Source organism: Actinomycetota bacterium (assembly GCA_030019255.1).
Taxonomy (GTDB): Bacteria; Actinomycetota; Geothermincolia; order Geothermincolales; family RBG-13-55-18; genus Solincola_A.
This window is the reverse complement of the sequence record JASEFK010000001.1, coordinates 102308-115396: the sequence shown is the minus strand read 5'-3', so window position 1 is coordinate 115396 and position 13089 is coordinate 102308. Positions and strand designations below refer to the sequence as shown.

Annotated in this window: 15 protein-coding genes; all 15 read right to left on the bottom strand. The window is 63.1% G+C overall.

The genetic code is table 11. The annotated features are described in order from the left end of the window. Window positions 1–184 precede the first annotated feature (184 nt). Window positions 185–1066, bottom strand: coding sequence for a phosphatidate cytidylyltransferase (locus tag QME84_00530; protein MDI6872761.1), 882 nt, complete (start codon window positions 1064–1066; stop codon window positions 185–187). Window position 1067: 1 nt separating this feature from the next. Beyond that, window positions 1068–1625: a ribosome recycling factor gene (frr, locus tag QME84_00525; protein MDI6872760.1), complete on the bottom strand. Its 558-nt coding sequence runs from the start codon at window positions 1623–1625 to the stop codon at window positions 1068–1070. 76 nt (window positions 1626–1701) lie between these two features. Then, a complete protein-coding gene (pyrH, locus tag QME84_00520) occupies window positions 1702–2457 on the bottom strand; it encodes a UMP kinase (protein ID MDI6872759.1) in 756 nt (251 codons plus the stop codon). 125 nt (window positions 2458–2582) lie between these two features. Next, window positions 2583–3188 (bottom strand): translation elongation factor Ts, encoded by a 606-nt coding sequence (gene tsf, locus QME84_00515; GenBank protein ID MDI6872758.1) that lies wholly within the window; start codon window positions 3186–3188, stop codon window positions 2583–2585. A 51-nt stretch (window positions 3189–3239) separates the two neighbouring features. Beyond that, complete coding sequence (rpsB, locus tag QME84_00510; protein ID MDI6872757.1) at window positions 3240–4040, bottom strand: 30S ribosomal protein S2; 801 nt, start codon at window positions 4038–4040, stop codon at window positions 3240–3242. A 252-nt stretch (window positions 4041–4292) separates the two neighbouring features. Then, the gene (gene whiG, locus QME84_00505) at window positions 4293–5066 is read right to left on the bottom strand and encodes an RNA polymerase sigma factor WhiG (GenBank protein ID MDI6872756.1); all 774 of its coding nucleotides are present in this window, start codon (window positions 5064–5066) and stop codon (window positions 4293–4295) included. 90 nt (window positions 5067–5156) lie between these two features. Next, window positions 5157–6062, bottom strand: a complete 906-nt coding sequence (locus QME84_00500) for a tyrosine recombinase XerC (GenBank protein MDI6872755.1) — start codon at window positions 6060–6062, stop codon at window positions 5157–5159. Between the two features lie 132 nt (window positions 6063–6194). Further along, window positions 6195–7400: a DNA-processing protein DprA gene (gene dprA / locus QME84_00495; protein MDI6872754.1), complete on the bottom strand. Its 1206-nt coding sequence runs from the start codon at window positions 7398–7400 to the stop codon at window positions 6195–6197. Next, window positions 7390–8937, bottom strand: coding sequence for a YifB family Mg chelatase-like AAA ATPase (locus QME84_00490; protein MDI6872753.1), 1548 nt, complete (start codon window positions 8935–8937; stop codon window positions 7390–7392). Before QME84_00490 ends, dprA begins: the two co-directional genes overlap by 11 nt. Window positions 8938–9137: 200 nt before the next feature. Then, window positions 9138–9710 (bottom strand): hypothetical protein, encoded by a 573-nt coding sequence (locus QME84_00485; GenBank protein ID MDI6872752.1) that lies wholly within the window; start codon window positions 9708–9710, stop codon window positions 9138–9140. A gap of 213 nt (window positions 9711–9923) precedes the next feature. Continuing rightward, window positions 9924–10295 (bottom strand): YraN family protein, encoded by a 372-nt coding sequence (locus tag QME84_00480; protein ID MDI6872751.1) that lies wholly within the window; start codon window positions 10293–10295, stop codon window positions 9924–9926. A 32-nt stretch (window positions 10296–10327) separates the two neighbouring features. Then, on the bottom strand, window positions 10328–10957 hold the full coding sequence (locus tag QME84_00475; GenBank protein ID MDI6872750.1) for a ribonuclease HII: 630 nt from the start codon (window positions 10955–10957) through the stop codon (window positions 10328–10330). Window positions 10958–10970: 13 nt separating this feature from the next. Then, window positions 10971–11603, bottom strand: a complete 633-nt coding sequence (lepB, locus tag QME84_00470; GenBank protein MDI6872749.1) for a signal peptidase I — start codon at window positions 11601–11603, stop codon at window positions 10971–10973. Window positions 11604–11702: 99 nt separating this feature from the next. Beyond that, window positions 11703–12050, bottom strand: coding sequence for a 50S ribosomal protein L19 (gene rplS, locus QME84_00465; protein MDI6872748.1), 348 nt, complete (start codon window positions 12048–12050; stop codon window positions 11703–11705). A gap of 221 nt (window positions 12051–12271) precedes the next feature. Then, complete coding sequence (gene trmD, locus QME84_00460; protein MDI6872747.1) at window positions 12272–13000, bottom strand: tRNA (guanosine(37)-N1)-methyltransferase TrmD; 729 nt, start codon at window positions 12998–13000, stop codon at window positions 12272–12274. Window positions 13001–13089: the final 89 nt, after the last annotated feature.

Here is a 13089-nt window from a genome sequence, read left to right as displayed (position 1 = left end):
CCCTCGGGTAGGGTTGGGAATAAATCCTGATCCCATTTATTCGCTCCATGATGCAACTTCTGCTTTGCCCCGTTCATAGCCAGCCACCCGTACAGGCCGCTTTTTACGCAGCCGCAAAAGACTACAACTCTTTTTCTAACGGGGAAGGTTTCGGAAATGGAAAGGGACCGACCCCAAGGTGTGGTTAGAGGATGAGGTAGCGGAGGAAGTAGTAGGAGACGGCGGCGGTGAGGAACATGCTGTCGAAGCGGTCCATGATCCCCCCGTGCCCGGGGATGAGGGAACTCATGTCCTTTATCTCCAACTCCCTTTTGACCATGGACTCGGATAGGTCGCCCAGGGGCCCGAATACGCACACCAGGGCGGCGAGCTCCATGCTAACCCCCAGGGTGAGCCAATCACGGTTGAGGGTGAGGTGGAGGACGTAGGCGGCGATGAAGGCACCCGCCGACCCCGCCAGGGTCCCCTCCCAGCTCTTGCCCGGGCTTATGCGCGGCGCCAGCTTATGCTTACCGAAGGCCGAGCCGGCGAAATAGGCCACCGCATCGTATATCCAGACCATGACGATGACCGCAAAGGGGGCCGTCCAGCTCACCGTGTCGAAATGGAGCATGAGCACGAAGTGGGAGAGACAGAACCCCACCAGCACCACTCCCAGAAGGGAGACGGCGACGTCGGTGGTGGGGGACTCGGAATGCGGCCCGAAGAGACACCAGGCAAGGACGAGGGGCATGTAGAGGGCCAGCGCCGCGACCATGGGGGTCAGATCGGCGTTCTCCCCCCTCTGCAGGAAATAGGCCATCACCGGAAAGGAACAGCCGGCGGCCAGTGAAAGCCATCCGGCGGGGCGGTATCCGTGGCGGCGGTAGGTGGAATAGAGCTCCCAGAGACCGCCCGCCACGAGCAGGGTGATCCCCACGGTGAAGGGTATCTCTCCCCACCATAGGAGGATGACCACCACCAGGACCAGGATGACCGCGCTCACCACCCGTGCCGCCAGGTCGGCGAAGCGCTCCCGGAGGGGTTTCCCGGTCGGCGCGGCCCCTTCCCTGCCCCCTACCGCCAAATCAGACCTCCATGAGCTCCTTTTCCTTTACCTTGAGCATCTCGTCCGTCTCGGCTATGTAGCGGTCGGTGAGCTTCTGGACCTCTTCCTGTCCGCGGTGGAGGTCATCCTTGGTGATCTCCCCCTCCTTTTCGAAGGCCCGCAGGTCCTCGATGGCGTCCCGTCTGATGTTGCGGATGGCCACCCTGCCCTCCTCGGCCCTCGCGCGCACCATGCGGGTGAGCTCCTTGCGCCTTTCCTCGGTCAACTTGGGAATGGGCAGGCGGATGACGTTCCCGTCGTTCACCGGGTTCAACCCCAGGTCCGAGGCCAGGATGGCCTTCTCGATCTCGTTTATGACGCTCTTGTCGTAGGGGGAGATAACCAGCAGGCTCGGTTCGGGAACGGCGATGGAAGCTATCTGGTTGAGCGGGGTCTGCTGCCCGTAATAGTTCACGTAAACCCGGTTGAGGAGCGAGGCACTGGCCCTTCCGGTCCGGATAGCCGCGAAATCGTCGCGGACGTGCTCCACCGCCTTCTTCATCCTTCTCTCCGCGTCCCTCAACACGTCCTCGACCACTTGCCTTCCCTCCTCCTTCTCCGAAGATATGACGGGTCTCGATGAAAACCTGCCCCGGTAGTCGGCGACCCTTAACTTACCTTCCCTCCTCCTTCTCCGAAGACACGATGGTCCCGATCTTCTCCCCGAAAAGCACCTTCTTGATGTTGCCGGGTACGGTCATGTTGAAGACCACTATGGGCAGGCTGTTGTCCATGCACAGGGATACCGCGGTGGCGTCCATGACCTTGAGGCCCTGCTGGAGAACCTCGATATAATTGAGCGAGCTGTACATCACCGCTTCAGGGTTCTGGAGTGGATCGGAATCGTAAACCCCGTCCACCATGGTGGCCTTGAGGATGGCCTCCGCCCCGATCTCCAGGGCCCTCAGGGCGGCGGTGGTATCGGTGGTGAAATAGGGGTTCCCGGTCCCGGCGGCGAAGATTACTATCCTGCCCTTTTCCAGGTGGCGTATGGCCCGCCGACGTATGTAGGGCTCGGCCACCGCCTGCATCTCGATGGCCGACTGCACCCGAGTGAATACCCCCCTTTTCTCCAGGGCATCCTGCAGGGCCAGGGAGTTCATAACCGTGGCCAGCATGCCCACGTAATCCGCAGCGGCCCGGTCCATCCCCTTGGCGCTGGCCGCCACCCCTCGGAAGATGTTCCCGCCGCCGACCACGATGGCTAGCTGGACCCCCAGGCGGTGAACCTCCGCAAGCTCGTCGGCGATGGCGTTCACCGTGTCCGGGTCTATCCCATATTCCTTGCTGCCCATGAAGGCCTCGCCGCTGAGCTTGATGAGCACCCGCTTGTAGCGGGGCCGGGCTTTTTCCTCCCCTTCGGCGTTCATCCCCACCTCCGCCCTCGGCACTTTTCCGTACGGTAATTTCCTAAGTTGTATTCTATCCTCTATCTGCGGCTACCTTCCCCTTCCCCCCGCGGCGGCGGGGTTCACCGAAGCGGCCCGCCCGGCCTTCATTCGGAGAGGGTCTCACCCAGCTGGTAGCGGACGAACCGGCGCACCACGATGTTCTCGCCCACTGCGGCTATGGTGCGCTGCACCAGCTCGCCTACGGTGATCTCCGGCTCCTTTACGAAAGGCTGGTCCAGGAGGCAGACCTCCTCGTAGAACTTCTTCAGCCTGCCCTCCACGATCTTGTCCACCACCTTCTCCGGCTTCCCCTCCTGGAGGGCGCGCTTGCGGTAGATCTCCTTCTCCTGCTCCAGGACCTCCGGGGGTACGTCTTCGGCGGACACGTAAAGGGGTGCGGAGGCGGCGATGTGCATGGCGATGTCGTGGACCATGGAGCGGAAGGTCTCGTTGCGGGCCACGAAATCGGTCTCGCAGTTCACCTCCAGGAGCACCCCGACTCGATTGTTCAGGTGTATGTAGGCATCGATGATGCCGTCCGCGGCGCTGCGGCCTGCCTTCTTCTTGGCACCGGCCAGGCCCTTCTCCCTCAGGATGCGCAGGGCCCTATCCATATCCCCTTCCGCTTCCTGGAGGGCCTTCTTGCAATCCATTACGCCGGCCCCGGTCTTCTCCCTGAGGGCCTTCACCTGTGCGGCGTTGATCTCCATGACTCCTCCTTCAATCGACGTATATCACCGGCGTGCTGCCGCGGGCGTGGCTCATTCGGCCGCCGCTCCCTCCTCCACCGGGGAATCCTCCCCCCCAGGTCCGGCGGTGACGGCGGAGGAATATGCGCCCTCTTCCTCCTTGCCACCCGAGCTCGCCTGCATGATCTCCCGTATCTGCAGGCCTTCCAGAACCGCGTTGGAGATGATCTTGCAAATCAGGTTGGCCGCCCGGATGGCGTCATCGTTGCCGGGGATGACGTAATCCACCAGGTCGGGGTCACAGTTGGTGTCCACCACTGCGACCACGGGTATCTCCAGGCGGCGCGCCTCCATGAGGGCTATGCTCTCCTTGCGGGGATCGATTATGAAAAGGGCGTCCGGCAGGCTCTCCATGTTCCTCAACCCTTCCAGGTTGCGCCGCAGCTTGGCCAGCTGGTGCCGGACGCGCGTGGCTTCCTTCTTGGGCATGGCCTCGATCTCTCCCGAGGCCTCCATCTCCTCGAGTTCCCTCAATTTTTCGATACGCTGCTTGATGGTCACCCAGTTGGTGAGGGTCCCGCCCAGCCAGCGGTTGACCACGTAGGGCATTCCACAGCGTTGGGCGTTCTCCCGAATGGCTTCCTGGGCCTGTTTCTTGGTGCCCACGAAAAGGAGGGTCCCCCCGTTTCCCACCAGGTCCCGGATGAAGTTATAGGCCACCTCTATGAGGGCCAGGGTTTGCTGCAGGTCGATGATGTAGATCCCGTTGCGTTCGGTGAAGATGTACCGGGCCATCTTGGGATTCCAGCGGCGGGTCTGATGCCCAAAGTGGAACCCGGCCTCCAGGAGATGCTTCATGGATACGACGGTCATTTTACCTCCCATGGTTCTTCCTCCGCCCGCTTCCCTCCCGCATCCCCACCCCGGAGGGCACCCGGGGACCGGGTCCGCGGACGTGCGTGATGTGACGGCTAAAAAAAATCCCGCTCGCGGCGGGCCTTCTGCACCCGGCTATATCCCTGGACTTTTGGCCCACCTCCTTCCTTCAACGTCTGGGTGCGCCATAAATATAGCACAGGTTCGTGCCGGGTCAAAGAAGCTGCATCCTGAAAGGACAAACGGTCCCTATACCTCGAGGAGTCCCTTGGCGTTGGCCAGTCGGCCCCGCAGGCGGAGGATGGCCTTGGTGTGCATCTGGCAGACGCGGGATTCGGTGACCCCCAGCACCTCCCCTATCTCGCGAAGGGTCAGGCCCTCGTAGTAATAGAGGGTGATGACGATCTTCTCCCGCTCCGGAAGGCGGTTGATGGCCTCGGCCAGGATCTGCTTCATCTCCTCGATCTCGTAGGTCTTGGAGGGGTCCTCGGCACGGGAGTCCTCCAGGGTATCCACCAGGCTGACCTTGTCCCCCTTGTCCCCTCCCACGTTCCACAACTCGTCCAGGGCCACCAGGGAGATAAAGCTCATCTGCTGCAGGAGCTGGTTGTATTCGTCCAGGGAGATGTTCATGTGCCTGGCGACCTCCTCGTCGGTGGGGAGGCGCTTGAGCTCGTTCTCCAGCATGACGTAGGCCTTCTCGATCTCCCGGGCCTTGAAGCGTATGGAGCGCGGCACCCAGTCGATGGAGCGCAGCTCGTCGATGATGGCCCCCTTGATGCGGGCTATGGCATAGGTCTCGAACTTGATGCCCCTCTCGGGATCATACTTCTCGATGGCGTCGATGAGTCCGAAAATCCCGTAGCTTACCAGGTCGGCGTATTCGATGTTGGGGGGCAAACTTGAGGACACCCTACCGGCAACGTACTTGACCAGGGGTGCATAGTTGAGAATCAGCTTTTCCCTGGCCTCCTGTGAACCTTCCTCCTTGAACTGCTTCCAGAGTTCGCCTACTTCCTCTATGCCTTCCAACCTCGCCCCTCTTTTGTAAAAATCTGCCGTGTTCAACATTCTCCCTGTCCCGGTTGCCGGACGCTCGCTTTTGCAGTTGTTTCACGCGCGGGGATGGGCCTGGAAAAAAGCTTCCTTGAGTTTCTTTCTGCTCAGTTGAGTATATATCTGGGTGGTGGATAAATCAACATGACCCAGCAGCTCCTGCACGGACCTGAGGTCGGCTCCACCCTGAAGGAGATGGGTGGCGAAGGTGTGCCTCAGGGTATGCGGGCTCACCCTCTTCCCTCCCTCCAGGTTGCGGAAGAAGCGCTCCACCACCCGGCGCACCCCCCGGTCGCTGAGCCTGCCGCCCCGCACGCTCAGAAAAAGGGGGTCGCCGACCGTTTCCCCGTCGCTCCGATTAGCGGCCAGGATGGGCCTCTCCCGTTCCATGTACGCCCGGAGCAGCTGAAGCGCCGCCTGGTGCACGGGAATCACCCTTTCCTTGCGCCCTTTACCGAGAACCTTCACCTCCCCTCTTCGCATATCCAGGTCCCTCACCTCCAGGCCGGCGAGCTCGCTCACGCGCATCCCGGTGGCGTAAAGGAGCTCCACCAGGGCCATATCCCGCAAAGACGTGCGGTACACGTGCAGCCCATGTCGCCTCTCAGCCTCCTCTATTTCCCTCAGGCTCAGAACCCGCGGCAACCGCCTCTCGCGGCGTGGCGGGGAGAGGGCCAGGGAGGGATCGGACCTCAGGCTTCCGCTCCTCACCAGGTAGCGGAAGAAACTCCTGACCGCCGCCGTCCGGCGGGCGATGGTGGTGCGGGCATAACCCCTGGTCCGCAGGTGAGCCAGGTAGCGCCGCAGCAGGCGGTGATCCACCCGGGAAGGGTCTTCCACCCCCGAGCGCTGACAGAAATCGACAAAGAACTCCAGGTCCGAACGGTAGGCGCGCAGGGTCTGGGGCGAGAGCCGGCGCTCGGCCCTGAGGTGCCTGAGGTATCCCTCAACTTCCTCCCGCATCATTCCCCCTCCGGGACGCCAAGCTGTTGAAGCATAATATAATAGTATATTAAATTACACTATTGTCAACATCTGAAATTAAAGTTGAATAATATTATTATTGTTAAAAGGTTTGACGCGTATTATCCGGACTCAGGATAAAAGGCCGCGGGGAATGAAGGGTGACAGGTCGTACCGTCCTCCCGCGTCCTGGCGCACCCACCCCTTGAGGACCAAGGAGGTCAGCGCCGCCAGGAGTTCCTGCGGTTCCTCCCCGGCGTGGAGGGAGAGACGGTCCAACGTCCCGGGTTCCTCGCCCAGCAGGCGGAGGACCTTCTTCTCCAGGGGAGACATCTCCATCCCGGCAAGGACAACCCCGTTCCTTTCCTTCCCCTCCCCGGGACGCAGGTGCCGGACGGCTTCCGGGGGCAGCTCCTCCAGGATATCCTCCACCCCGGTGACCAACTTGGCCCCCTTCTTGATCAGGTCGTGGGTGCCCTCCGTCAAGGGATGGCCGATGAGACCGGGAACCGCCATTACCTCGCGACCTTCCTCGAGGGCAAAATCGGCGGTGATGAGGGCTCCACTCCTGGCCGAGGCTTCCACCACCACCACGGCCAAGGAGAGCCCGGCTATGATCCGGTTCCGGTGGGGAAATTTCCAGGGCTGTGGGTCCTCTCCCGGCGGATACTCGCTCAAGAGGCATCCGCTCTCCGCTATCCCGGCCAGGAGCCCGGCATGCTCCGGTGGATAGGCCCTGTCGATACCGCAACCCAGCACCGCCACCGTGAACCCTCCCGCCTGGAGGCAGCCCCGGTGAGCATGGGCGTCGATGCCGTAGGCCGCGCCCGAGACCACCACCACCCCGCTCCGGGCGAGCCCGGCGGCAAGCTGTTCAGCGCAACGGCGCCCATAGGATGTGGCCTTCCGCGCTCCCACCACGGCCACGCACACTGAGCACCGGGGTATCTCCTGGCCCCTAGCGAAGAGCAACGCCGGCGGATCGTAGATCCCCCACAGGATCTCGGGCACGGCGTCCTCCCCGGGCAGGATGACCCTGATGTCCCGCCGGGCCAGCCCCTTTAGCGATTCCCAGGGGTCCGTCCGGCGGCATATCTCCTCCCATTCACCGGCCCTCTCTCCACCCACCAAGGCCGCCGCCCTCTCTCCTCCCCTCCGGAGCAGCTCCCACAGCTCCTCCGCGCCACCCGCCATCCGTATCATCCGGGGGAGGGAGATGGGGCTCATGCGGGGAAGGAGGGCCAGGGCTGCGCGGTAAGCCCTCTCCCTCTCCCTCGCGTCAACGCCCGCGCGCACCTCTCCCGCCGGCGAGGCCGCCCTCCCTTCCTCAACCCGCATGTCCCACCTCCTGCAGGGCAAGCGAACCCCTTATCCTTTCCAGGGACCGGTACTGCACGGCCTCGGCCAGGTCCGCAACGCCGACCCTGTCCCTGCCCGCCAGGTCGGCTATGGTGCGCGCCACCCGCAGGCAGCGGTCGAAACCCCTTGCGGTGAGCCCCATTTTCTCGGAAGCCAGGTACATGAAGCGCCTCTCCTCCTCCCCTAGTCGGCAGGCCTCGTACAGCCTGTTTATCTCCACGTCGGCGTTGGTGGCGGAACCGTCTCCCCAGCGTTCCCTCTGCCTCTCCCGCGCCGCCATGACCCGCTCCCGTACGGACTCCGACTTCTCGCCCCTGGGAAGTTCTACCAGTTCCCGGGGGGTCAACCGGGGCACCTCCACCTGGATGTCGATGCGGTCCAGGAGGGGACCAGAGACGCGTTGGTAGTAATTTCTTATCCTTCCCGGGGGACAGCAGCAGGGACGCACCGAATCGCCGAGGAAGCCGCAGGGACAGGGATTCATCCCCGCCACCAGAAGGAAACGGGCCGGGAAGGTCGTGGTGACCAGGGACCTGGACACGGTGACCCTCCCGGTCTCCAGTGGCTGCCGCAATACCTCGAGCGCATCGCGACGGAACTCCGGCAGCTCGTCCAGGAAGAGCACGCCGCGGTGGCTGAGGGTTATCTCCCCGGGCCGGGGAAAGTTCTTCCCGCCTCCCACCAGTCCCACGTGGGATATGGAATGATGGGGAGCGCGAAAGGGTGGAGACGCGGACAGCGCCGAGCCGGGATCCAGCAGGCCGGCGATGCTGTGGATGCTGGCGACCTCCAAGACCTCCTCCGGGAGCAGGGGCGGCATGATCCCGGGAAGCCTTTCCGCCAGCATGGACTTCCCGGACCCGGGAGGGCCGATGAAGAGGATGTTGTGGCCCCCAGCGGCGGCCACCTCCAGGGCTCTCTTGGCGTGCAGCTGCCCCTTGACCTCTGAGAGACAGGGGAAGGATTCCTTCCTCTCCCTCCTGGAGATAGGGGGCTGGGGCACGGACTTTCCCTGCAGGTGGTCCAGGGCTTCCCTCAGGTTCCTCACCCCCACCACGCGGATGCCGCCGGGCAGGGAGGCCTCGGCCAGGTTTTCGGCGGGAACCATCATCTCCTCCCAGCCCCTCCGCCGGGCCCAAAGGGCCATGGCCAGGGCGCCGCGCACCCCCCTCACCTTGCCGTCGAGGGCCAGTTCCCCCACCACCACCCTTCCCCGCAGGGCGGACGATTCGAGCGTGCCGCAGACCGCCAGCATGGCCAGGGCGATGGGCAGGTCGAAGTAGGAACCCTCCTTTCTCAGGTGCGCGGGAGCCAGGTTGACGGTTATGAGCTGGCGCGGAAAGGGGAGTTCAGAGTTGGCGATGGCCGCCTTGATGCGGCGGTAGGACTCCCGGACCGCTGCGTCGGGAAGCCCCACCATGTGAATACCCGGGAGGCCGCCCGAAGTGTTTATCTCCACCTCCACCCCGATGACCTCCATGCCTAGTATGGAACAGCTTTCCACCCTGGCGTACATCCCATCACCTCCTTTATATGTTAATCATATTATATAAGTTATATATGACATGTAAATCACTGGCTCGGGCACCGCACGTATATAGGTGCGTCAGGCGGGGAAAAGCCATCTTTCACATCCAGAGGAAGGAAGGGGTACCCTACAGTGGCGTCCGCAGTGGCGATCAGTAAAATCCCGGCGTGCGGCCGATGTTTCCTTCTTCACGGGGAGGCCGTCTCCGCGGACGCCCTCCTCCCGGAGAGCCAGGCTACCAGGCATCCCAGAAGGAGGAAGGCAACCGGGAACCACCAGGTGCGGAGCATGAAATCCTTCATCCCCGAGATGTATCCGCGCCGTTCGAGGAACCACAGCCCCGGCGGAAGGACTGCGGCCAGAAGAATCGCGTTGGAGAGCAGGGACACCAGCACTCCCCTGGTTCCCACCTTCCTCGAAAGCCGGGCATCGGGGTAATAGACGGCCGCCAGGAGGGCCAGGCAGAGAAAGGCCAAGGCCGCCAGGGCCACCGTGGAATTGTCGTAGCTGATCCAGATGGCCAGGAGGGCGAAGATGAAAAAGGCCCCCAGGGCCAGGATGCCCAGGACGACCTTTCGCACCAGGGAGGAGACGATCAGCCTGACCAGGGAGGGCGGCCTCCGTACCCGGATGCGGCGGAGCTCGCGTTCCAGCTCCAGCTCCTCGTCGGGTTCAGGAACGGCATTGAGGTCCCTCTCGCAGTTGAAGCAGTACTCGTCGCTGTCCAAGTTGTTCCTTCCGCACCAGGGACAGGTCTTCATGCTCCCCACCTTTCCGCGTGGTGATGGGCAAGCTGATTTCTTTCGCGTCCTTCGCGACGGGTACGGGTCTTCATGCTCGGCTACTTCTCCTCTCTATCCCGCTCCCGTTTCCTCTGCCCCATCCCATCCCTTCCGGTCCCGCCGTTTCCCAACCCCTTGGGCGACAAACCCGCGCGTCAGAGAAGCAGCGCTCCGCGACCCCCGTGAGGACTTTCAACAGTCTCCCACCTCGAAGGCGTCCCGGACGTGCATTATTTTCCACCCATCACGCCCGTTCAGCAAGGCAATGACGTCGAAACGGCAGCGCCTGCCCTCTATCCCCTCCCGCAGGAGATAATAGGCCGCCGCCTTGGCCATCCGTTCCCTCTTCTTCTCGTTCACCGCGGACAGCACCTCCTCCAGGTCACCTCCCGTCCTCGACTTCACCTCGCAGAAGGCCAGGTCCCTCCCCTTCAGGGCCACGATATCCAGCTCCCCGAAGGGGGTGCGGAAATTGCGTTCCAGGATACGGTAACCCCGGCGCTTGAGGAAGCGGACCGCCGCCTCCTCCCCCGCCCTTCCCTTGGCCAGGTTTCCTTCTCCCATGATCCTTTTTATACGAACCGGCGCGGACAGTCCTATTCCATATCCATTTTCATTTGCAGGACTCCCCGGAAGGAGGAACGGTGGCAGGGCGCAGGCCCCCTTTCGGCGATGCGCCGCAGGTGGCTCGGAGTACCGTAACCCTTGTGGGAATCGAAGCCGTATTCCGGGTACAGCGTCCACCAGGTAAGCATCAGGCTGTCCCTTATGACCTTGGCCAGCACCGAGGCGGCGGCCACGCTGGCTGAGCGGCTGTCGCCGTGAACCAGGCACCACTGGGGAAGGCCCAGGTTCACGACGCGATAATAATCCACCAGTACCAGGTCGGGCGGGGGACGCAAGGCCAATACCGCCTCCCGCATGGCCGCCAGGTTGGCCTCCTGGAGGCCGTGGGCGTCTATCTCCCAGGGGGGGACGCAGGAAAAGGACCAGGCCTCGGCGACCTCGATGATGCGGGGGAAGAGCTTTCTCCTGTGGACGGGGGTCAGGACCTTGGAATCGGCGAGCCCCTCTAGCAGTCCGAGGTCTTCCCGGCTCGGGAGGATGACCGCTGCCGCCACCAGGGGACCGGCCAGGGCACCCCGTCCCGCCTCGTCAACTCCGGCCACCCTACGGAATCCCATGCGGCAAGCCCATTTCTCCGCAGCCAGGAAGGGGCTTTTCACGGCTACTTCCCGTCTAAAGGCCGGACCAGCGGCCCGGCGGCCACCAAATAAAAATCGCCCTACCCACGATGGAACCCAGGGGCACGAACCCCCAACGCCGGCTGTCATTGGAGTTGGGCCGGTTGTCACCCATGACCATGACCGTGCCCTCCGGAACCTCCGTGGGCCCCCAGTCGCTGCCGTCGGAGATGAAATCGTAGTCCGCGGGGTAGGGAGCGCCGTTGACGTAGAGCTGCCCGTCCCGTAGCTCCACGACGTCACCCTCCACGCCCACCACCCTCTTGATGAAGGGGACAGCTTCCTGGTGGGTCACGTTGAGCACCTCGGCCAGAAGGTCCAGGGACCGGGATAGGGGGTTGGCGCCCTGGGTGCGGTTACCGGGGTCATTGGGGTTGAAACGGAATACGATAATCTCCCCCCGGCGGGGTTTGCGGAAATGGTAGGTCAGGCGGTCCACCATAACCCGGTCCCCCTCCATGAGGGTCGGTTCCATGGAGGGAGAGGGGATCATGTAGGGCTTGATAATAAAGGCCTGGAGGAAGATGGCAAGAACCAGGGCGGTTATGAAGAGCACCGCCACCTCCAGGAAGGCCCCCAGCCACTGGGGACCCCTCCCGCCCTTCCCTTCCCTCGTCTTGGTGGTCACCTCCCCCGGCGCCCCGGGGCGCCCTCCACGTGTCTCCTCCTCTTCCTCACCCGTGAATGTCTGGGGCAGGTGACCTGGCATGCTGACGACCTCGGCCTTTCAAGTACGGCGCTTTTCCTTTATCCTGGCCTTTTTCCCAACCCGGTCCCGGAGGTAATAGAGCTTGGCCCGCCGTACCTTGCCCTGGGAAACCACCTCGATCTTGGCGATAATAGGCGAGTGCAGGGGGAAGGTGCGTTCGACCCCCACTCCGAAGGAGACCTTGCGCACGGTGAAGGTCTCCCGGGTGCCGCCTCCCTTACGGGCGATGACCACGCCCTGGAAGACCTGGATGCGCTCCCGGTTTCCTTCCACCACCCTAACGTGGACCCTTACCGTATCTCCGGGACGGAAATCCGGTATGTCGTCCCGAAGGTATTCGCTCTCCACGACGTCCGTCTTCTGCATCCCTTGTCCTCCTTTCCGTTATATTACAAACCATCGGCCCTTCCCCCGGCAAGGAGAAGCACCGGCGCGCGATCCCCGCTATTTTAGCGTATGGTAGTGTATTTTCCTATGCCTTTCGGTCCTTCCCCGTCGAGGGGAAACGCCGGTAAGAACTCTACGCCATTTTACGGCACTGAAGGTCGAGCGGCCGTGGCGTAACTGATGGGCGCCTTGCCTTGAAGTTATTCCCCTTTCCCTTCCCCTTCTTCCCCCTCCTTCAGGAATTCCGGCCTCATGCGGCGGGTCCACTCCAGGGCCATGCGGCGGCGCCATCTCTCCACCTCCCCGTGGTTTCCGGAGAGCAGGACCTCCGGTACCTTCCATCCCAGGTATTCGGCCGGCCTAGTGTACTGGGGGTACTCGAGCAGCCCGCCGCTGAAGGATTCCTCGCGCAAGGACTCCAGGTTGCCCACCACCCCGGGTATCAGCCGGGTCACGGCCTCGATGATCACCAGGGCGGCGAACTCCCCGCCGGAGAGCACGTAATCCCCGATGGAGATGGCTTCCGTGCACAGGTGCTCGAGGACCCTCTCGTCCACGCCCTCGTAACGCCCGCAGATGAGAGCCAGGTGGGACCGGGAGGCGAGCTCCGCCACCCTTGCCTGGGTCAGCCTCTCCCCCCGGGGGGTGAGCAGGATGACCGAGACCTCCCTTTTCAGGCGATCCAGCTCGTCCAGCCGGTACCCGAGGGTGCGGGTCACTGCCTCGAACACGGGCTCCGGCTTCATGACCATCCCCGGTCCCCCGCCGAAGGGGGCATCGTCCACCTGGCGGTGCTTGCCGGGAGCGTATTCCCGTATATCGTGGACCCTGACCTCCACCAGCCCCCTACGGATGGCCTTCCCCAGCAGTCCCTCCTCGAGGGGGGACTCGAAGATACGGGGGAAAATGGTGTACACGTCTATGCGCAACCGGTACCTCCCTGTCGTGGTGGAACGTTCACCTTGGAGCGCCCCATCCGACTTCCTTCCCGCGCAGGGAGTATCTCCAACAACCCTGA

What these genes read in the sequence shown, in the direction of transcription:
- pyrH (MDI6872759.1), bottom strand. Translation starts at nt 2,457, where the DNA reads ATGAACGCCGAAGGGGAGGAAAAAGCCCGGCCCCGCTACAAGCGGGTG.
- tsf (MDI6872758.1), bottom strand. Translation starts at nt 3,188, where the DNA reads ATGGAGATCAACGCCGCACAGGTGAAGGCCCTCAGGGAGAAGACCGGG.
- rpsB (MDI6872757.1), bottom strand. Translation starts at nt 4,040, where the DNA reads ATGACCGTCGTATCCATGAAGCATCTCCTGGAGGCCGGGTTCCACTTT.
- QME84_00500 (MDI6872755.1), bottom strand. Translation starts at nt 6,062, where the DNA reads ATGCGGGAGGAAGTTGAGGGATACCTCAGGCACCTCAGGGCCGAGCGC.
- dprA (MDI6872754.1), bottom strand. Translation starts at nt 7,400, where the DNA reads ATGCGGGTTGAGGAAGGGAGGGCGGCCTCGCCGGCGGGAGAGGTGCGC.
- QME84_00490 (MDI6872753.1), bottom strand. Translation starts at nt 8,937, where the DNA reads ATGTACGCCAGGGTGGAAAGCTGTTCCATACTAGGCATGGAGGTCATC.
- QME84_00485 (MDI6872752.1), bottom strand. Translation starts at nt 9,710, where the DNA reads ATGAAGACCTGTCCCTGGTGCGGAAGGAACAACTTGGACAGCGACGAG.
- QME84_00480 (MDI6872751.1), bottom strand. Translation starts at nt 10,295, where the DNA reads ATGGGAGAAGGAAACCTGGCCAAGGGAAGGGCGGGGGAGGAGGCGGCG.
- rplS (MDI6872748.1), bottom strand. Translation starts at nt 12,050, where the DNA reads ATGCAGAAGACGGACGTCGTGGAGAGCGAATACCTTCGGGACGACATA.